Here is a 20,912-nt window from a genome sequence, read left to right on the forward strand (position 1 = left end):
TTAAACCAACGCCTTTCGAACTGCTTCCACTAGAAGATTTGGCGCAGCATCAAGCGAGCAGTCAAGCCGGCAGCCGGCCGCTCTGACATGTCCGCCGCCGCCGAATGATTGGGCTATTGCCGCTACATCAGCTTTGCCAGCCGAGCGCAAGCTTGCTTTCACTGCGCCGTCTTCCGTTTCCTTGAATAAAATGCCGACTTCAACGCCATCCACATTAAGCGCATAATTAACGATTCCCTCAAGGTCCTCTGGAACGGCCCCCGTCGTACGAATATCGTCCTTGCCAATGTGAACCCAACCGATCTTCAGATCGTCAGAGAAGGTTAGCCGATTAAGCGACAGCTTCAACAGGTTCAGCTTCGCTATAGTCATCTTCTCGAGCAAATGATCGGCGAGTTGATGGCCTGATACGCCAATGGCGAGCAGCTTGGAGGCGATCTCCATCACGCGCGGACTCGTATTGGAGTACCGGAATCCTCCCGTATCGGTGAGCAGGCCGGTATAAATGGCCGTCGCACAATCAAGATCGAGTTCAATGCCGGCATGCTCGATCAAATCATATAAAATTTCAACGGTGGCCGCCGCGTTGTCACGTATGACGTTAACGGTGCCGAAGCCGTTGTTCGTAGGATGATGATCGATATTAAGCAGCTTCACGCCTTCAGTGAAGCTGCTTGCAACGTCACCGATACGGCGGAAGTCAGCGCAATCGACTGATACGACCGTCGCAAAGGACTGCTCTAGAGGATTCGCCCGATAATGACCGATCTCCGAGGAACGATGCAAGTAGCTTAGGCGTGAAGGCAGCTCGCCTTCGTTAATGAGTGTGACTGCTTTGCCCAGCTTATGAAGCAACCAGCCTACGACTACCGTAGAGCTGATTGCATCACCGTCAGGCTGTACATGCGATACGACTAGAAAGTTGTCTCCTTCTCGCAAGAAAGCGAGTGCTTCGTCCAACTGCTTCAAGTAGCTCGCGGACCCGATCATCGAGCATCGTTTCCGTTATTAATATCGTCGAGCAATGACTCAATTCGGCTGCCGTACTCAATACTGCTGTCGAACTTGAACAGCAGCACGGGCGTGTGGCGCAGCTTCATTCGCTTGCCAAGCTCGGAGCGAAGAAATCCGGTGCCGCGGGCTATCGCCTTAAGTGTCTCTTCCTTCTGCTCTTCGCTGCCAAGCACGCTCAAATATACTTTCGCTTGCGAAAGATCGCTAGTCGTCTCTACCCCTGTTACGGTAATAAAGCCGATTCTTGGATCTTTAAGCTCCATTTGAATAATTTGGCTCAGCTCTTTTTTAATTTGCTCGCTGACCCGCCCTACACGAATTTTTGCCATGCCGTAATCACCTCTCTACCGTTTCCATGACGAACGCTTCAATTATGTCCCCTTCTTTGACATCGCTGAAACGCTCTAGCGTGATGCCGCATTCGTAGCCTTGAGCAACTTCCTTCGCGTCATCCTTGAAACGTTTGAGGGTATCGATCTTCCCTGTATAAACGACAATGCCTCCGCGGATAAGTCTTGCTTCAGCCGAACGCGTTATTTTGCCCGAAGTAACCATCGAACCGGCAATCGCGCCAACCTTCGTCACTTTAAATACGCTACGAACTTCCGCATGGCCGATAACGACTTCTTTGTAGATCGGATCAAGCATGCCTTTCATCGCTTGTTCGATCTCGTCGATGACGTTATAAATAACGCGGTGCATACGCACGTCTACTTTCTCTTGCGCGATCGTCGATTCCGCTTGCGGATCAGGACGAACGTTGAAGCCGATTACGATCGCGTTCGAAGCGGAAGCGAGGATAATATCCGATTCCGTTATTGCGCCTACGCCGTTATGAAGAATCTTAACGCGTACGCCTTCAATATCGATTTTCGCGAGCGAGCCTTTAAGCGCTTCGGCCGAGCCTTGAACGTCAGCTTTAATAATAACGTTCAAGTCTTTAATTTCACCGTCTTTGATATGGTTATACAGATCATCGAGCGTAACCCGTGTATTCGCGCCCATCTCCGATTGACGATGCTTGATCGAACGGCGGTCAGCGATTGCGCGAGCTTTGCGCTCGTCCTCGAATACCATGAACGGATCGCCCGCTTGCGGAACTTCCGTAAGACCGGTAATTTCCACCGGTGTCGACGGTCCAGCTTCTTTTAAGCGGCGGCCTTTGTCGTTGACCATCGCTCTAACGCGGCCGAAGCAGTTGCCTGCAACGAATGCATCACCGATCTTAAGCGTACCGTGCTGCACGAGAATACGTGCAACCGGGCCTTTGCCCTTGTCCAGCTCGGCTTCGATAACCGTTGCGCGGGCACGTTTGTTCGGATTCGCTTTGTAGTCGTTCACTTCTGCGACAAGAAGAATCATCTCGAGCAAACCTTCAAGGCCGATACGCTGCTTCGCCGATACTTCAACGAAGATCGTGTCGCCGCCCCACTCTTCGGGAACGAGTTCATACTCGGTCATTTCTTGCTTAATCTTATCAACGTTCGCTTCCGGCTTATCGATCTTGTTGACTGCAACGATGATCGGAACGCCAGCTGCTTTCGCATGGTTGATTGCCTCAACCGTCTGCGGCATAATGCCGTCATCGGCGGCTACGACAATAATCGTAATATCCGTTACTTGTGCGCCGCGGGCACGCATGAGCGTGAACGCTTCGTGACCAGGCGTATCGAGGAACGTAATTCTTTTATGATTGATTTCGACTTGGTAAGCACCGATATGCTGCGTAATGCCGCCAGCTTCGCCGCCCGTTACGTTCGTCTTGCGAATGGCGTCAAGGAGCGTCGTTTTACCATGATCGACGTGACCCATAATGGTCACGACTGGCGGACGAGCTTCCAGCTCCGCCTCTTCATCCGTTTCTTCAACGGTCTCGAAGGAATCCTCTTCAACTGGAATTTTCACTTCAACTTCAACGCCGTAGTCGCTCGCGAGCAAGTGAATCGCGTCCATGTCAATCTCTTGGTTAATTGTAGCCATTACGCCAAGGAAGATCAGCTTCTTAATGACTTCGGAAGCATCCTTGTGAAGCAGTTTGGCGAGTTCCCCTACCGTCATCGTACCGCGTACAATTATCTTCTTAGGCGTATTGTCGATCTTCTCGCGCGCAGGCTGCTGCTGCTGATATCTGCCTCCGCGGCCTTTTTGACCACGGTTATTGCTGTTGCCGCCTCTGTAGCCGTTAGGCTTGCCGTCATCAAAACGTTTCGTATTGGTGCGACCGTTCTTGTCCTTCGCATCGTTGCTGCGATTAGGAGCTTGCGTCGTCGATCTGGATTCGAACGAACGGCTTGGCGCAGCCGGCGCGGATGCCGAACGATTGCCGCCGCCGTCTGGACGAGGAGCGCTTGGACGATTGAAGCCGCCTTGACCTCCGCCTTGGCCTCCCTGTGCTGGACGACTGCCTTGACCTTGCGAAGAAGGACGGTTAAACCCGCCGCCTTGTCCGCCTGGACGATTCGGATTCGAGCCGGATTGAGCAGGGCGATTGCCGCTGCCGCCTTGGCCTTGTCCGCCTTGACCGCCTTGACGATTCGGATTGGATCCGGACTGTGCCGGTCGATTATTGTGAGATTGCGCTGGACGGTTGTTGCTTTGTTGTCCTGCTGGTCGTTGTTCGCTTTGCTGTTGGGTAGATGGTGTTTTCGTATTAATAGAATTCGTAGGCCCCTGTCTGTCATGATTTGGATTATTGCTTGTCGGCCCTTGCGTCGCCTGAGAAGATTGTGGCGCTTGTGCCGCTTGTGGTGGCTGTGGCTTTCGCTCTTGCTGCTGCTGTTGCTGAGGCGGCTGCGATTGCTGCGACGGCGGACGGTTAGCCCCTTGCTTAGCAGAAGCAGACGAAGATACGGACACGCCCCCGGATGATTCCTGTGCGCGCTTAGCCGCTGCATTCGCCTTAATATCACGGAAGAAGCCTTCAACCTTATGAACCATTTCGTTTTCCATAACACTCATATGGTTGTTTACAGGCAAGTTCAACCGTTTAAGAATCGTAATAATTTCTTTGCTGCTCATATTGAGCGACTTCGCATATTCATATACGCGGAGTTTATCTTTATTGTCCTTGCTGTCTTGTTTATTGTTCAATATTATCCACCTCCGTATTATGGCTCAGATGACTCGCAATCATTTTTCCGAACTGCGCATCGGTTACCGCAAGCACGACTCGATCCGGCTTGCCTATCGCCTTTCCTAGTTGCTCACGGTCGAACGCTTCGGCGAGTTGTATCCCGTAGGTGCTGCACTTATCGTTGAATTTCTTCTTCGTATTGGCAGAAGCATCTCCGGCAATAATGACCAGATGCACTTGCTTCTGCCTTACCGCCTTCTCCACAATTTCATCGCCGGTGATGAGCTTGCCGGCACGCATGCACATGCCAAGCGACGACAAAGCTTTATTCGTCTTCATCGGCGCTCAGCTCCTTGCCGGCAATGAATTGATCTTCGACGGCTACGAAGTCTTGCTCTAATTGATCGTAAATATGATCGCCTACCGGCTGCTTAAGCGCACGATCAAGCGCCTTTGTTTTCTTAGCAAGCTTGAAGCAGCTCACTTTGCCGCACAGATATGCTCCGCGTCCAGCCTTCTTGCCCGTCAGGTCAATCTGAACCTCTTCGGCTGGCGTCCGCACAACCCGGATAAGTTCCTTCTTCGGCATCATCTCTTGACAAGCGACACATTTGCGAAGCGGCACTTTTCTTGGTCTCACCGCGCACCCCTCCTCTGCGAGTTACATTGACAATCGTGTTGCTCTATACTAATCGATCGAGACGGAGTCCTGATGCATCGTGCCCGTCGTTGTTCTTGGACGTCCGTATTCCTGCTCGGCTTGCGTCTCGCTCTTAATATCGATTTTCCAGCCAGTCAGCTTCGCGGCAAGACGAGCGTTCTGCCCTTTGATGCCGATCGCGAGCGACAATTGATAGTCGGGCACGATGACGCGCGCCATCTTCTCTTGCTCGAAGACGATGACTTCAAGCACTTTGGATGGGCTGAGCGCATTCGCCACATACTCCTCGACATTCTCGGACCAGCGAACGATATCGATTTTCTCGCCTTTCAGCTCGCCGACGATCGTTTGAACGCGCACGCCCTTCTGACCTACGCAGGAGCCGACAGGATCGACTTCGCTATTGCGCGTATGAACGGCAATTTTCGAGCGGAAGCCCGCTTCCCGTGCAACCGAACGAATCTCGACAACGCCGTCGTAGATTTCCGGCACTTCAAGCTCGAATAGACGTTTCAACAAGCCTGGATGCGTACGGGACAAAATAATTTGAGGCCCTTTAGTCGTGTTCTCAACCTTTGTAATATACGATTTGACACGGTCGCCATGCTTGAACTTGTCAGTCGGCATAAGTTCGGTAAGCGGCAATACCGCTTCCACCTTGCCTAGATCGACGAACAGATTCTTCACATCCTGGCGCTGAACGATGCCGTTAACGATATCTTCTTCTTTGTCGATAAAGGCATTATAGATCAGTCCGCGTTCTGCTTCGCGAATACGCTGCGTAACAACTTGCTTCGCMGTCTGTGCGGCAATACGCCCGAAGTCTCGAGGCGTAACTTCGATCTCGGCAACGTCGTCCAGCTGGTAATGCGCGTTAATCTCGCGGGAAGCTTCAACCGAAATTTCCAACCGCGGGTCAAGTACTTCCTCGACAACGGTCTTGCGGGCATATACTTTAATAACGCCGGTATGGCGGTTAATATCAACCCTTACGTTTTGTGCGGTATTAAAATTGCGTTTGTAGCTGGAAATTAGCGCTGCCTCGATGGCCTCTAACAGCACATCCTTCGTAATGCCTTTGTCTCTTTCGATTTCCTGTAACGCTTCAATAAAATCCATGCTCATTGGAATGGAGTTCCCCCTTTCAAAATAGAAAAAAAACGAATGTTAGAACACGATTGCCAAACGAGCGCTTGCAACCTTCGAATATGGAATACTATGCTCTTTTTTCCCCACAGCAACAACGGCGTTATCGCCGTCAAACGAAAGCAGCAGCCCTTCAAACTCCTTAGCGCCGCTGATCGGTTCGTATGTCGTTATGTAAACGTGTTTCCCGACGGCTTTACGCACATCCTCCGGCTTCTTGAGCGGGCGCTCCGCGCCAGGGGAGGACACCTCGAGGAAATAAGCATCCGTAATCGGATCATTTTTATCCAACTGCTCGCTTACGTGTTCGCTAATTCGGCCGCAATCTTCAATGTCGATTCCGCCCTCCTTATCTACGAAAATCCGGAGAAACCAGTTGCTGCCCTCCTTCACGTATTCAATATCGACCAGTTCAAATCCTTGGCTGTCAAGAAATGGTGAAATCATTTCCTCAACAACGGTTTTGATTTTGGATGTGCTCAAATTGACTTGACCTCCTGTATTTTACGCGGTATGCCTGTTTTGCCGAATACAAAACGTAAAGAGTGGGTTTCCCCACTCTTCTGCATTAGAGCCTTTATCATCATCATTGCCACAAAAATTATAACATAACCACTATAGAGTGACAAGAAATGTTTTCAAGTCTCTTTCAAAACTAGAACAAAGAAAGCTGGTTAGATTCAGGCAGGCCGCGGAAACAACCCATCGATCCGAGTACCTCGACAATCGTTTTTGTTGCTTTCGATTTCATTTGGAAATCTTCGATCGACAGGAATTCGCCATCTTCTCTCGAAGCTGCGATATTGCGCGCCGCATTCTCGCCGATACCAGCAATCGCTGCAAATGGCGGGATCAGAGAATCTCCGTCCACCTGGAATTTCGTAGCATCCGATCGATAAAGATCAATTGGCTTGAACGAGAAACCGCGGGCCGTCATCTCGAGCGACATTTCGAGCTGCGACACCATATTTTTCTCTTTCGGAAGCGCATTGAACCCTTTGGCTTCGATCTCAATCAACTTAGCCAGTATGGCATCATAGCCTTGGCAGAGCAGCTCCAAATCGAAGTCGTCGGCACGAACGGTAAAGTAGGTTGCGTAATAATGAATCGGATAATAGAGCTTGAAGAAGGCGGTACGAACAGCCGAAATAACATAAGCCGCGGCATGCGCCTTCGGGAACATATACTCGATGCGCAGACAGGAATCAATGTACCAGGCTGGCACCTTGCAGCGCTTCATTTCTTCGATCMATTCTGGCGTTAACCCTTTACCTTTACGAACGCTCTCGGTAATTTTGAACGCAAGTCCGGCATCCATGCCGGCTTTGTAGATCAGATACAACATAATATCGTCACGACAACCGATTACGGTCTTGATGTTGCAGGTTCCGTTCTTAATCAGCTCCTGCGCATTGCCGAGCCATACGCCCGTGCCATGCGACAGACCGGATATTTGCAGCAAGTCGGCGAATGAAGACGGCTGTGTTTCCTGAAGCATCTGACGAACGAACTTCGTACCCATCTCCGGCACGCCGTACGTTGCCACCGAGGAGCGAATCTTCTCGGGTGCGACTTCGAGCGCCGCTGTCGAGTTGAACATGCTCATCACTTTCGGATCGTTCATCGGTATCGTCGTCGGATCCACGCCGGTCAAATCCTGCAGCATCCGCATCATGGTCGGATCGTCATGTCCGAGAATATCGAGCTTGAGCAGATTGCTTTCGAACGCGTGATAGTCAAAGTGCGTCGTCTTCCACTCGGCATTCTGATCATCCGCGGGATATTGCACGGGAGTTACGTCCTCGACCTCAATATAATCGGGAACAACAACGATACCGCCGGGATGTTGGCCAGTGCTGCGCTTAACGCCCGTACAGCCGCTGGCGAGCCTTGCAAGCTCCGCCCCGCGCCACTTCTTGTTATTCTCTTCCTCATATTTCTTCGCGAAACCGTAGGCTGTCTTCTCCGCCACAGTACCGATCGTTCCGGCTCGGAATACGGCCTTCTCGCTGAACAGAACTTTCGTGTAGTTATGGGCAACGGGCTGGTATTCGCCAGAAAAGTTAAGATCGATATCGGGAACTTTATCTCCCTTGAAGCCTAGGAAAGTCTCGAACGGGATATCTTGTCCTTCACCCTTCATCGGCTGATCGCATTTCGGGCACATCTTAGCCGGCAAGTCAAATCCACTCGGCACGCTTCCGTCTAGGAACCATTCGCTGTGGCGACAATCCTGATTTTTACACATATAGTGAGCAGGAAGCGGATTAACTTCKGATATGCCGAGGAACGTCGCCACGACCGAAGAGCCGACCGAACCCCTTGACCCTACGAGATAACCGTCCGCATTCGACTTTTTCACCAGCTTCTCGGAAATGAGATAGTTGGCAGAGAAGCCGAACTTAATAATCGGAACTAACTCCTTCTCCAGGCGGTCGATTACAACTTGCGGAAGATCTTCTCCGTAAAACCCCTTAGCAGTCGAATAGCAGGTATTCCGAATTTCTTCGTCAGCGCCTTCAATAATCGGCGTGAACAGCTCGCTTGGGAACAAATCATACGATTCGAACCGATCGGCGAGTTCAGACGTGTTCGTTACGACAACTTGGCGCGCGCGAGCTTCCCCGAGGAACGCGAACTCCTCCAGCATCTCGTCTGTCGTACGGAAGTGAGCATCCGGCTTGCGTTGTCCCTTGAGCGGACTAAAGCCCGTAATGCCATTTATCGTAATGTCCCTATACATCTTATCCCGCGGGTTCAAGTAATGCACATTCCCTGTTGCTATAACCGGTTTGCCAAGCGCATCGCCAATCTGGCATATGCGGCGATGCGCTTGCTCGATCTCCGCCCGGCTTCCGACCAAGCCTTTCTCAACCAAATGCATGTAGAAGTCGATCGGCTGAATTTCCAGCACATCATAGAAGCGGGCAACCTCGGTAGCCTCTTCTTCCGACTTATTAAGCACCGTCTCGAAAAACTCGCCTTTCTCGCAGCCGGAGATGACTAATAGTCCTTCCCGCAGCTCGACGAGCTTGCTCTTCGGAATCGTAGGGACACGCTTGAAATATTCGGTATGAGACATCGAGATGAGCTTGTACAGATTTTTTTTGCCTACTGCATTAAGCGCGTATATATTGCAGTGGAATGGACGTGAATTAGAAAGATCCATGCCTACATAATCATTTAGCTGATGTAGATCGGTAATATTGCGTTCCGCCGCGTCACCTATCAAGCCGAACAGCACTCCGCCAAGCGCAATCGAGTCATCGATGGCCCGGTGATGATTCTCCAAGCTGATCTTATATTTGTCGGAGAGCGTGTTCAGTCGGTGGTTCTTTAGCGAAGGATGTATGAATCTAGCCAACTCGAGCGTATCGAGCACAGGATTCATGACCTCCGGCATGCCGAATGCTTTGCAAGAGGCCTGGATAAAGCCGATATCGAATMGCGCGTTATGCGCAACTAATACGTCATTCCCAATAAATTCAATGAATTCGCGCAGCTTAGGTTCCAGCTCTGGCGCATCCTTCACCATATCGTCGTTAATATTCGTAAGCTGCTGGATGTTGTACGGTATTTTCTCATGCGGATTAATAAAGGTCGAGAAGCGATCTACTTCCTTTCCTTCCCGCATCTTCACGCCGGCGAGCTCAATAATTTTATTATTAATGACGGACAAGCCTGTCGTCTCGATATCGAATACGATGTAAGTCGCAGAAGCGAGCGGCTCGGGTCTTGATTGCAGTACCATCGGCACAGCGTCATTGACAACGTTCGCTTCCAAACCAAACATAACTTTAATGCCATGCTTCTTAGCCGCTTTGAACGCATCGGGGTAACATTGGACATTGCTATGATCCGTAACGGCAATCGCCTTGTGTCCCCACTTCGCAGCCGTCTTCACGTAATCACCGATCGGTGTTACGGCATCCATGACACTCATCGTCGTATGAAGATGGAATTCGACACGTTTCTCTTCGGCCTTGTCCTTCCGGTCCGGAGGTGAACCAATCTCGTGCAGGTCGTTCGGCATCATGACAAGCTCAGGCTCTTGCATGAATCGGTCATACTCGATCCGACCGCGCGCTTTGACCCATTTGCCATTAGCCAGCTGGCTTAGCACTTTTACGTCATCCTTCGTCTTGGCGAACATCTTCATCGCGATGGAGTCCGTAAAATCGGTTACGTTGAACGTAAACAAGGTGCTGCCGTTGCGGAGCTCCTTCATATCTAGTCCGAATACCGTGCCCTGTACCGTTATTTTCTTCTCTTCCTCTTGAATATTCATAAGCGGTACGGCTTCTTCTTTAATATCGTAACCGACGGCAAGCTTAACGGATTCCTCGTCGTCACCCGAAGATGAGGATTCCGATTGCGAGCTTGCCATCAGCTGCTGCACAACTTCACGCTCTTCCTCAACAAGCTTCAGATTAAACTCATCCAATATTTCTTGGCGGGATTCGCTGACGATCATCTTCACTTTGCATGTGCGGTTAAAGCTCGTTTCGTAGAAACGGACGATCTCCTCATCAAGTCTCTTCTTGCGCGCAAGCTCCAGCCCCGTTGTATCGAGCAGCGACAGCGTAAGCAAGTCTCCCTCTACATCAATCGATGCCTTCTGCAGCCAGCCGTTAACCGACGCGATCTCGCGCTGCGCCCATTCCATGAACAAGCCCCAATATTGCTGTAAAATCGATTCCGTCTCGACAATGGGGTCATAGATAAGCTGAAAAGAAACGGCGGCAATATGCTCGAACTTCATTTTCGCGGCTTGGCAGAAGCCATTATACGCCTGTAAAGGCACCATGGACGTTTTGCGGATGCAAAACGTCCACTCCCGATTGCTGTTGCTTACGATTACTTGATCAATATAGCCGTCTTGAAAATAAGATTGTATAAGTTCCTGCGGCAGTCCTGCTTGCTGCAACAACAGCTCGAAGCGCTGCCGCTTGTCACCGGTTTGGCTCATGTTTATCACTCCTTATGATCCAACCCCAAGGTGAAACGCGCAGCGCCGTCTTTTGGCGGCGCTGCGCGTTTCATTCCGGAGAAATATAGAGAAAGTATGGCAGATTGATATACGATCCTATATTTGAACAATGTTATTCGTTCTAGGCACTCCGATAGGAGTTTATCTTAATAAGCTCTTGCAAATACGACTGTATGCTTCGAATCATCGCCGCATACGAGACATTTCGGCTTCTGAACGGAAGGTTCGAAAGGAATGTTGCGGCTTGTAGCGCCCGTCTCTTCCTTCACTTGCTTCTCGCAAGCGGCAGAACCGCACCAACCTGCTTCAACGAAACCGCGCTGCTCTTCAAGGAAAGCTTTCATCTCGTCGATCGTATCGACGGAACGGGAATTGTCGCTTCTGAATTGCTTCGCTTTCTCCAGCATGCCGCTCTGTATCTCGGCAAGCATCGCTTCAACTTCAGCTATAAGATTGTCTTGCTGTACGATGCGTTTCTCGCCAGTGATCCGCGATACGAGCACAACGACGCCGTTCTCCATATCGCGTGGTCCAAGCTCGAGACGAAGCGGTACGCCGCGCATTTCGTATTCATTGAACTTCCAGCCCGGACTAACGTCCGCACGGTCGTCGACGCGAACGCGAACGCCAGCTTTTTTCAACTCGGCATACAGCTCGTCCACGCGACCAACAACTTGCTCGCGCATCTTCGCAGGTCCGATTGGAATCATAATAACTTGTGTTGGAGCAACCTTAGGCGGCAACGCAAGCCCGCGGTCGTCACCATGCACCATAATAAGCGCACCGATGAGTCGCGTGCTTGCTCCCCATGAAGTCGTATGGCAGAACTGCAATGTATTTTCACGATCCAAATATTTGATATCGAAAGCAACAGCGAACTTCGTTCCGAGATAATGGGATGTGCCGGCTTGAACCGCCTTGCCGTCCTTCATCATCGCTTCGATCGAATATGTGTCTACCGCGCCCGCGAATCGCTCCGAAGGTGTCTTCTCGCCTACGATAACCGGAATCGCGAGGAACTCCTCTACGAACTCACGATAAACGTTCAACATGCGCATCGTTTCTTCACGTGCCTCTTCTTCGTTCTCGTGAGCGGTATGGCCTTCCTGCCATAGGAACTCGCTTGTGCGAAGGAACGGCATCGTACGCTTCTCCCAGCGTACAACGTTAGCCCATTGGTTAATAAGGACAGGCAAATCTCGGTAAGATTGAATCCACTTGGAATACATATGGCCGAACATCGTCTCGGAAGTCGGACGAACGGCCAGGCGCTCCTCCAGCTTCTCGCCGGCAGCCTCAGTTACCCATGGAAGCTCCGGGTTGAAGCCCTCGACATGCTCCTTCTCTTTTTGGAAGAAGCTCTCCGGGATGAACATTGGGAAGTAAGCGTTGCGGTGACCTGTTTCCTTGAATCTTCTGTCCAGATCGCGCTGAATATTTTCCCACAATTCATAACCTTCTGGGCGGAACACGATACAGCCTCGAACCGGCGAGTAATCCATCAGCTCGGCTTTCTTAATAACATCGATATACCATCTGGAGAAATCTTCGCTCTGCGGCGTAATTTCCGTAACAAATTGCTTATCCTTAGACATGAGCTTTCTTACTACTCCCCTCGTACCAATCGTAAAATATCGTTATAGGTAACTACCAGCATTAACAGCATAATCATTGCAAACCCGACAAAGTGAACCATGCTCTCCCTGTTCGGATCGACCGGTCGACCGCGCAATGCTTCAATTCCGAGGAAAATGAGACGGCTGCCGTCCAGCGCCGGAATTGGAAGCAGGTTGAATATGCCGAGGTAAAGACTTAGCAGTGCTGTCCACGAAGTCAGCTGTACGATGCCTTGGCTTGCAATCTGGCCCGTAACTTCTGCCGTTCGTACTGGACCGCCGACATCGTCTAGATTAAAGTTGCTGATTAGCTGCTTGAATCCTTCGAAAATGCTGATCGTCATATTTTTCATTAATTTAGCCGAACCCGTAATCGTCTCCGCAAAAGTCGCCTGCCTCATCGGCACTTTATTGACGCCAGCGGTAATGCCGACCTTGCCGACTCCTTCGTCGTCAGGCTTCGGTGTAATCTCAATCTGCTGAGCTACGCCGTCTCTTATAATATCGACCTTAAGCGCGACATTAGGAGACTTTCCGATGATATCGAGCATTTTATCAAAATCGGTACCGATCTTCGTGCCATTAATGGCATGAATGACATCGCCTTCTTGCAGCTTGCTTTGTGATGCAGGGGAATCTGGCAATACCGAATTAATTAGCAGCTTATCGGGCTGAGTGGTTGGTACGCCAGCCATCTGAATGTAAGCAGCGAACAGCACGAATGCCAGTACGAAGTTCATAAATGGACCAGCTGCAATTGCAAGCGCGCGCTGACCTACCGTCTTGCTGCCGAATTGGCGGTCAAGAGGCGCAATTTGCGTATCTCTACCTTTCGTAATCAGCAACGCTTGAGGATGCACAGCAAAACGTTCCGTTTCCCCTTCTATATCCAGCGTCACATGAAGATTGCGCTCTAGATCAATCGAGGTAACTTCACCGCGAATAACGTCGCTCCGCTCATCCAAGCGATCCAGATACAGCTTCTTGACCACGTTATCCTTAACGCGGACTGCTATCGTCTGGCCTGGCTGAACTTCAACAATCTCTGGATCCTCGCCAGCCATTCTAACGAAGCCGCCTGCTGGGATCAGTCTAAGCGTATACCTGGTCTCGCCTCGCAACACCGAAAACAGCTTTGGACCAAAACCGATCGCGAATTCGCGGACTAATATTCCCGCCCGTTTGGCAAAGTAATAGTGTCCCCATTCGTGAATCGTGACAATAACGAAAAAAACGAGCACGGTCAGAAGAATGACCTGAATCATATGCATATACGTGAAGCCTCCTGTTCGTTACGGCCTGTACATAGATTATCATTATTCTCCCGTCCGATACAAGAGAACCGGTTTTTGACCGTATGCAATCCTATACGGTTGCCGCAAACCGGCGGGCCCAGCTGTCTACTTCCGCAATCGTCTGTAAATCGTTAATCTCCGTAACAATATGCCGGCTAACGGTCGACTCTACAATTCTCTCTATATCGAGAAAATTAACTTCACCGTTCAAGAAACGAGCGACCGCTATTTCATTTGCTGCATTGAATACAGCTGGAGCGGAGCCGCCTAAGCGTCCGCTATCGAAAGCAAGCCGCAGTAACGGGAAACGGACAAAATCCATCTCGCGGAAATGAAGCTTGCCGATCTCAGCTAAGTTCAGTCGATTCGTCGGCGTTGCCACGCGATCCGGATAAGTGAGCGCATATTGAATCGGCACTCGCATATCCGGCAAGCCCATTTGAGCAATTACGCTATGATCGGAAAATTCCACATAGGAATGAATGATGCTTTCCGGATGAATAATGACATCTATCTGATCGTATGTAACCCCGAACAGCCATTTGGCTTCAATGACCTCAAGCCCTTTGTTGACCATCGTAGCCGAATCAATCGTAATCTTAGCACCCATTGACCAGTTCGGATGGTTAAGCGCCTCACTCACTGTAACGCCTTCTAGCTGCTCGCGCGTACGATCACGGAACGAGCCCCCCGATGCGGTAAGCGTAATTTGCTTGATGCTCTCCCGCTTCTCGCCATTCAGACACTGGAAGATAGCCGAGTGCTCGCTATCGATCGGCAGAATCGCCACGCCGCGCTGTTTCGCGCGTTCCATAACGAGATGCCCAGCCGTAACGAGCGTTTCCTTGTTAGCGAGGCCAATCGTCTTGCCGGCATTAATAGCTGCAAGCGTTGCCGGAAGGCCTCGGCTGCCAACGATCGCCGTAACAACTATATCTGCATCCGTATGAGAAGCCGTTTCGATCAAGCCCTCTTCTCCATATACCACTCTTGTTCCAGAGGGGACATGCAGTCTAGCGGCATCGGCTAGCTCCTTCGATCCGAGACATACGATTGCCGGCTTGAACTGACGCGCTTGCTCGATGAGCAGGTCGACGTTAGATCCCGCCGACAGTCCGACGACTTTGAACAGCTCCGGAGCATGAGCAACGATATCAAGCGTTTGCGTTCCGATAGATCCTGTCGAGCCCAAAATACTAATTTTCTTCATCACCCATATCCTCCAAACTTAAGACGGCAACAGGCCGGTTAGGAGCAGCAGCGGAAATACGATCAGCCAGCTGTCGAAACGGTCGAGTACGCCGCCGTGGCCGGGAAGCAGTGTTCCCGTATCCTTAATATCACGCACTCGCTTGTAGGCAGATTGGATCAAATCTCCGAATTGCCCAGCAACTGCGGCCAGCAAACCGATGAGAAGTGCTTTTGGCAGACCAAGACTAACCGTATCGGGTGCGAATAGGGAGAAGATCACTGCAACGATCAAAGACAGCACGACACCGCCTAACGCACCTTCGATTGTCTTATTCGGGCTGATCGACGGCCATAGCTTCGTTCTTCCGAAGGCTCGTCCGCAGAAATAAGCGCCAGTATCCGACGCAATCGTACAGGAGAAGGACAGGAAAGTCCAGAACAGGCCGTTCGGAACGATGCCTCGTACTTCGATCATGGCCGCAAAGCCGTAACCTACATATAAAGCGCCTAGCAACATAAGCGCGGCGCCATCAATTGTCGTTTTGTTTTTGGTAATGACAGTCACGGCAAGCAATAGAAAGGCCAGCATCCACACGATTGTCATTTCGGAAGGCACATCAACGTTCCAATCCGACCAAGGAAGCACAAACAGCAATACGCCCGCATACCCAAGCAGTGCGGACGGATGCGACCATTTGACGCCGTTCATTCTTGCATACTCCGTAAACCCTATAATGGCGAGCAGTACGAGCAAAGCGGTAAATAGCCAGCCACCGACAATTGTCAGAGCAACTAAAAGCGCGCCAGCCAGCACCCCTGTAATAATCCGTTGTCTCAACGAAACGTCACACTCCGATACTTGAAGCTACAAACCGCCGTATCGGCGCACACGGCGCTGATACTCTTGTAAGGCCTCATGAAAATGCTCTTCTGTAAACGCTGGCCAATACACATCCGTAAACCATAATTCGCTGTAAGCGAGCTGCCACATCATGAAGTTGCTTAGACGGAGCTCTCCGCTCGTTCGAATAAGCAAATCCGGGTCAGGCATTCCGCTGGTATGTAACCGGCTTGCCATCAGCTTCTCATCAATTTCATTGATGTCGACCTCGCCTCGCGACACATCCGAAGCAATATCCTTGACCGCCTCCAGCATTTCCTTGCGGCTGCCGTAGTTAAGAGCAAAGTTCAAGACGAGCCCGGTATTGTTCGCTGTCTTCACGATCGCTTCCTCAAGCGGGCTTATTGTATGGGCAGGCAAGTTCTCTTTATGCCCCATCATTCGGACTTGAACGTTGTTGGCAATCAGCTCGTCGAGCTCGATCTCAAGAAATTGCTGGGGAAGCTTCATTAAGAAGTCGACCTCATCCTTCGGCCTCGTCCAGTTTTCCGTGGAAAACGCATATAACGTCAAATATTTAATGCCCAGCTTATCAGCGGCCATCGTTATTCGCTTGACCGCCTTCATCCCGGAATGATGACCTGCCGTCCTCGGCAATCCACGAGTTTTAGCCCAACGGCCGTTGCCGTCCATAATAATAGCCACATGCTCAGGAACCTTTTCGAAGACTTTAGGATTAGACGGCTTTTTGGACGATTTGCCAAGTAGGGCCCAAAGTCGCTTGATCATCTTCGTTCCTCCCAACCGGAATCAAAACCAAACCCCACCTGTCGGAGGGGCCTATTGTATAATTATACTTCCATAATCTCTTTTTCTTTGGCAACAAGCACTTTATCCACTTCAGCGATGAACTTGTCCGTTGCCTTCTGGATATCTTCTTGATGGCCGCGTGATTCGTCCTCGGAAATGTCCGATTTCTCAAGCTTCTTGATGGAATCGTTCGCATCGCGGCGAATGTTGCGGATAGCCACCTTCGCTTCTTCACCGAACTTTTTCGACGTTTTCACGAGTTCGCCGCGACGCTCTTCCGTAAGCATAGGCACGGAAATGCGGATCGCAGTTCCATCGTTAGAAGGCGTAAGACCCAAATCCGACTTCATGATCGCCTTCTCAATTGCAGCAACGGACGATTTGTCCCAAGGCTGAATGAGCAGCGTGCGCGCATCTGGTGTATTGATATTAGCGAGCTGGTTAAGAGGCGTCATTGCCCCGTAGTATTCAACTTGAATGCGGTCAAACAAAGCAGGACTCGCTTTGCCTGCGCGAAGCGACGCTAGGTCGCGTTTTAAAGCCGAGATTGCTTTATCCATGCGTTCTTCAGCGTTTTTCTTAATTTGAAGCGGCATTATTTGACACTTCCTTTCACAATAGTCCCGATTTTATCACCGAGCACGACACGCTTAATATTACCATTCTCTGTTATCGAGAATACAATAAGCGGAATATTGTTGTCCATACAGAGCGAAGCGGCTGTAGAATCCATTACGCCCAAGTTGCGGTTAAGCATGTCAAGGTAAGTAAGCTCTTCGAACTTTTCTGCCGTATCGTCTTTGAACGGATCGGCCGAGTAAACGCCATCCACTTTGTTCTTCGCCATCAGAATCACTTCTGCTTCGATCTCAGCAGCGCGAAGTGCGGCTGTCGTATCGGTCGAGAAGAACGGATTGCCTGTTCCTGCCGCGAAAATAACGACTCTGCCCTTCTCCAAGTGACGAATGGCACGGCGTCTAATGTACGGTTCAGCAATTTGCTGCATCGCGATCGACGTCTGCACTCGTGTTGGCACATCAATTTGTTCCAGCGCGTCTTGAAGCGCCAGTGAGTTCATTACAGTAGCAAGCATGCCCATATAATCGGCTGTCGCGCGATCGATGCCTTTCGCCGTACCGGCGATTCCGCGCCAGATATTGCCGCCGCCGCATACGATTGCGACTTCTACGCCGAGTGCAATAACTTCCTTCACTTGGTTCGCAATGGAAGAGATGACCGACGCTTCAATGCCGTAGCCTTCCTGTCCTGCCAATGATTCACCGCTGACCTTAAGAACGATACGTTTATACACAGGATGTTCCAACGTTTATACCTCCATCATACAGCTCAAATAAGTGTGCAAGCTTCTACAAAATGTGTCTTTGAAAACAAGCAGGCGGGGCGGACGCCCCGCCCCGCCTGTGCGTTCGGATTAAAGTTTTGCTTGAGCCATAACTTCTTCAACGAAGTTGTCGACTTTTTTCTCAAGACCTTCACCAAGTTCGAAACGAACGAAGCGACGGATCGAGATGTTCTCGCCGATTTTGCTAATTTTTTCATTAAGCAAAGTCGAGATTGTTTTGTCTGGATCTTTGATGAACGATTGCTCCATCAAGCAATATTCTTCATAGTATTTCGAGATGCGGCCTTCAACCATTTTTTCAACGATTTTCTCAGGCTTGCCTTCGTTAAGCGCTTGTGCTTTCAAAATTTCGCGCTCTTTCTCAAGCTCATCGCCAGGAACTTCTTCGCGGCGAACAAATTTCGGATTAGCAGCTGCGATTTGCATAGCGATGTCTCTTGCAAATTCACGGAATTGATCCGTTTTTGCAACGAAGTCCGTTTCGCAGTTTACTTCAACGATAACGCCGATACGACCGCCAGCGTGGATGTACGATTCTACTACGCCTTCTGTAGCGATACGGCCAGCTTTGTTAGCTGCAGCCGACAAACCTTTTTCACGAAGCAAAGCGATCGCTTTTTCGATGTCGTTGTTTGTTTCGTCCAAAGCTTTTTTACAATCGAGCATTCCTGCTCCCGTTCTTTCACGTAGTTCTTTTACCGCGCTAGCGCTAACTGCCATGTTAAACCCTCCTAAATGTTGTGCGAAGCTGTTATTCTACCTTATTTTGAAAAAATGATTTTCGTTCAAAAAAAGGGCAGTGAGAGGTTTTTCACCATCTGACCACCCTTTGTTGACCTGCATGAACTGCTATTTAAGCCGTTGTTTGCTCGCCTTGGTTAGCTTCTACGATTGCGTCAGCCATCTTCGAAGTCAACAACTTAACGGCACGAATTGCATCGTCGTTACCAGGAATGACATAGTCGATTTCGTCTGGGTCACAGTTCGTATCAACGATACCAACGATTGGGATACCAAGTTTACGAGCTTCTGCTACAGCAATACGCTCTTTGCGCGGATCGATGATGAACAGCGCGCTTGGCAAACCTTTCATGCCTTTGATGCCGCCAAGGAATTTCTCCAAACGGTCTTTTTCTTTGCGAAGAATTATAACTTCTTTCTTAGGAAGAACTTCGAAAGTGCCGTCCTCTTCCCATTTCTCAAGTTGTTTCAAACGGTCGATACGCTTTTGAATTGTCGAGAAGTTCGTAAGCGTGCCACCCAACCAACGTTGGTTGATGTAGAAGTTGCCGCAACGTTCTGCTTCTTCTTTAACCGAGTCTTGAGCTTGTTTCTTTGTGCCGACGAACAGCATAGTGCCGCCCTCTGCAGCAATGGATTTAACGAAGTTATACGCTTCGTCAACCTTCTTAACTGTTTTTTGCAAGTCGATGATGTAAATTCCGTTTCTTTCTGTGAAGATATAACGATCCATCTTAGGATTCCAACGACGAGTCTGATGACCGAAGTGTACCCCAGCTTCGAGAAGCTGTTTCATGGAAATAACCGCCATATTCAACACCTCCTGTATTGGTTTTGTGTGCTCCTCCGCCACTMGCATCTCTTGCCAACACTTTCGCCGAGCGAAAGCACCATTGGCAAAATTGACCGGCGTGCGTTTTTAACACCGTCAATTAATATATCATATATGACAAACGTCTGCAACAATGGTTTATAGAATAAAATCAGTTCGCTGCCTTGGAGCTATTGAACACGTCCGCTTCTGCTTTCGTAATCGGCTTGCTCGTAACGGTTTCGATGGCTTCATCAACCGTCATATTCTCGTGAAACAAAAAATAACCGGCGCGAACCAGTTTTTTGTCCTTCTTCATTTGATTGATGAACCCCGTCTTATCGTCAATAATATGGTTCTTCTCAAGCAATGAAGCTGTATTGCTTAAGTTCGCTCCATGTTCAATCCGCAGCACCTTCTCAGCTTTAGATTGATCAGCTGCAGGCTTAGCCGGAACGGGCGTAGAAGTAGGCTCAAGGGGCTTGTCGCTTGCTTTCACTGGCGCATCCGCTGCTGCTTGATCCGCATTATGATTCACTTCGTCGTTTATCTCGGCTGAATCCTTCTGTGCTGCCAGCAGTGCATCGACTTCTTCTTGGGTATACAGCTTCTGTTCAGTTGCTTGATCTACGCCAAGCAAAGACAGCTTGTCCTCGCTTTTCTCGCCGATGTACATGAGCTCCAAAAGAAGCGCTCCTATAATAATGCCGACGCCGAGACCAATCATAAATGTCCGGTTTTTAAGCATGAGCAGCATCCTCCTGCTTTGCAAGCTGCATAATGAGCTGCACCTCGCCTTTGTTCATGCCAAGCTTCTTCGATATCGCTTCGATCGATTTTCCTTGCTCATACAATTGGAACAGCTCCGCGTAACGAGCCTGGATCGAGTTTTTCATTTGAATGGGCTCTTCTTCTGTCTGCGTTACTTCTTCCTCTAGATTGGACTGACTCATTATTGGAGCAGATTGAATCACTTCTTGCTGCACGGATTCCTTCGTTAATGGATACAGCCTTGTCCCTTGGTTCACTATACTCGCAGCTTGTTGCGTCGCTAGAAGCAGCTGTTGCTCAAGTGTAGAGCTCTTGCGCTCTAGCTCTGCTATTCGCATATCTTTGCGCTCTGCGTCCATCTTCGCTTCCTGCTGCGATTTCGCGACAAGCGAGACAAGCTCCTGATTGTCCTTCTCCATATTCTCCATAAACTGCTCGAGCGCCGTCTCCATATTTTGAATACTTTGTGATGGCTGCTCTGCTTGCCGCTTCTGTCTAGGCAGCATAAAAGCCAGCACGATGACAACCGCTCCAACTAACACAATATATTGCCAGTACGATTCCACCTCACTTACCGCCTTTCTCCTGA

At 50.0% G+C, this 20,912-nt stretch carries 19 protein-coding genes; all 19 read right to left on the minus strand.

Annotation, left to right across the window (positions count from 1 at the left end):
* Nucleotides 1–990 (minus strand): DHH family phosphoesterase, encoded by a 990-nt coding sequence (locus AC1DF0_RS20290; protein ID WP_442053017.1) that lies wholly within the window; start codon nucleotides 988–990, stop codon nucleotides 1–3.
* Nucleotides 987–1,343 carry a 30S ribosome-binding factor RbfA gene (gene rbfA / locus AC1DF0_RS20295; RefSeq protein WP_337103016.1) on the minus strand — a complete coding sequence of 119 codons (357 nt, stop codon included), beginning with the start codon at nucleotides 1,341–1,343 and terminating at the stop codon, nucleotides 987–989. The genes AC1DF0_RS20290 and rbfA overlap by 4 nt, the downstream gene beginning before the upstream one ends.
* A 7-nt stretch (nucleotides 1,344–1,350) precedes the next feature.
* Nucleotides 1,351–4,104, minus strand: a complete 2,754-nt coding sequence (infB, locus tag AC1DF0_RS20300) for a translation initiation factor IF-2 (RefSeq protein WP_477575120.1) — start codon at nucleotides 4,102–4,104, stop codon at nucleotides 1,351–1,353.
* Nucleotides 4,094–4,426 carry a L7Ae/L30e/S12e/Gadd45 family ribosomal protein gene (locus AC1DF0_RS20305; RefSeq protein ID WP_337103018.1) on the minus strand — a complete coding sequence of 111 codons (333 nt, stop codon included), beginning with the start codon at nucleotides 4,424–4,426 and terminating at the stop codon, nucleotides 4,094–4,096. The genes infB and AC1DF0_RS20305 overlap by 11 nt, the downstream gene beginning before the upstream one ends.
* Nucleotides 4,413–4,727 carry an RNase P modulator RnpM gene (gene rnpM, locus AC1DF0_RS20310; protein ID WP_337103019.1) on the minus strand — a complete coding sequence of 105 codons (315 nt, stop codon included), beginning with the start codon at nucleotides 4,725–4,727 and terminating at the stop codon, nucleotides 4,413–4,415. Before rnpM ends, AC1DF0_RS20305 begins: the two co-directional genes overlap by 14 nt.
* 48 nt (nucleotides 4,728–4,775) lie before the next feature.
* Nucleotides 4,776–5,873, minus strand: a complete 1,098-nt coding sequence (gene nusA / locus AC1DF0_RS20315; RefSeq protein ID WP_337103020.1) for a transcription termination factor NusA — start codon at nucleotides 5,871–5,873, stop codon at nucleotides 4,776–4,778.
* Nucleotides 5,874–5,915: 42 nt separating this feature from the next.
* Nucleotides 5,916–6,377 carry a ribosome maturation factor RimP gene (gene rimP / locus AC1DF0_RS20320; protein ID WP_442052534.1) on the minus strand — a complete coding sequence of 154 codons (462 nt, stop codon included), beginning with the start codon at nucleotides 6,375–6,377 and terminating at the stop codon, nucleotides 5,916–5,918.
* Nucleotides 6,378–6,549: 172 nt separating this feature from the next.
* Complete coding sequence (locus tag AC1DF0_RS20325; protein WP_477575121.1) at nucleotides 6,550–10,863, minus strand: PolC-type DNA polymerase III; 4,314 nt, start codon at nucleotides 10,861–10,863, stop codon at nucleotides 6,550–6,552.
* 167 nt (nucleotides 10,864–11,030) lie between these two features.
* Nucleotides 11,031–12,479 (minus strand): proline--tRNA ligase, encoded by a 1,449-nt coding sequence (gene proS / locus AC1DF0_RS20330; protein ID WP_442052532.1) that lies wholly within the window; start codon nucleotides 12,477–12,479, stop codon nucleotides 11,031–11,033.
* A gap of 11 nt (nucleotides 12,480–12,490) precedes the next feature.
* Entirely contained in the window at nucleotides 12,491–13,771 is a 1,281-nt protein-coding gene (gene rseP / locus AC1DF0_RS20335) for an RIP metalloprotease RseP (RefSeq protein WP_442052531.1), read from the minus strand.
* 94 nt (nucleotides 13,772–13,865) lie between these two features.
* Complete coding sequence (locus tag AC1DF0_RS20340; protein WP_442052530.1) at nucleotides 13,866–15,005, minus strand: 1-deoxy-D-xylulose-5-phosphate reductoisomerase; 1,140 nt, start codon at nucleotides 15,003–15,005, stop codon at nucleotides 13,866–13,868.
* Nucleotides 15,006–15,023: 18 nt separating this feature from the next.
* The gene (locus AC1DF0_RS20345; protein WP_442052529.1) at nucleotides 15,024–15,824 is read right to left on the minus strand and encodes a phosphatidate cytidylyltransferase; all 801 of its coding nucleotides are present in this window, start codon (nucleotides 15,822–15,824) and stop codon (nucleotides 15,024–15,026) included.
* Nucleotides 15,825–15,851: 27 nt separating this feature from the next.
* Nucleotides 15,852–16,616: an isoprenyl transferase gene (locus AC1DF0_RS20350; protein ID WP_442052528.1), complete on the minus strand. Its 765-nt coding sequence runs from the start codon at nucleotides 16,614–16,616 to the stop codon at nucleotides 15,852–15,854.
* Between the two features lie 62 nt (nucleotides 16,617–16,678).
* Nucleotides 16,679–17,233, minus strand: coding sequence for a ribosome recycling factor (frr, locus tag AC1DF0_RS20355; RefSeq protein WP_442052527.1), 555 nt, complete (start codon nucleotides 17,231–17,233; stop codon nucleotides 16,679–16,681).
* Nucleotides 17,233–17,961 carry a UMP kinase gene (pyrH, locus tag AC1DF0_RS20360; RefSeq protein ID WP_442052526.1) on the minus strand — a complete coding sequence of 243 codons (729 nt, stop codon included), beginning with the start codon at nucleotides 17,959–17,961 and terminating at the stop codon, nucleotides 17,233–17,235. Before pyrH ends, frr begins: the two co-directional genes overlap by 1 nt.
* 108 nt (nucleotides 17,962–18,069) lie before the next feature.
* Nucleotides 18,070–18,720 (minus strand): translation elongation factor Ts, encoded by a 651-nt coding sequence (gene tsf / locus AC1DF0_RS20365; RefSeq protein WP_475820561.1) that lies wholly within the window; start codon nucleotides 18,718–18,720, stop codon nucleotides 18,070–18,072.
* A gap of 133 nt (nucleotides 18,721–18,853) precedes the next feature.
* Nucleotides 18,854–19,552: a 30S ribosomal protein S2 gene (gene rpsB / locus AC1DF0_RS20370; protein WP_442052524.1), complete on the minus strand. Its 699-nt coding sequence runs from the start codon at nucleotides 19,550–19,552 to the stop codon at nucleotides 18,854–18,856.
* Between the two features lie 172 nt (nucleotides 19,553–19,724).
* The gene (locus AC1DF0_RS20375; protein ID WP_477575122.1) at nucleotides 19,725–20,300 is read right to left on the minus strand and encodes a hypothetical protein; all 576 of its coding nucleotides are present in this window, start codon (nucleotides 20,298–20,300) and stop codon (nucleotides 19,725–19,727) included.
* On the minus strand, nucleotides 20,293–20,889 hold the full coding sequence (locus AC1DF0_RS20380; protein WP_442052522.1) for a DUF6115 domain-containing protein: 597 nt from the start codon (nucleotides 20,887–20,889) through the stop codon (nucleotides 20,293–20,295). Before AC1DF0_RS20380 ends, AC1DF0_RS20375 begins: the two co-directional genes overlap by 8 nt.
* Between the last annotated feature and the right edge of the window lie 23 nt (nucleotides 20,890–20,912).

Source organism: Paenibacillus sp. 05T425 (genome assembly GCF_056396205.1).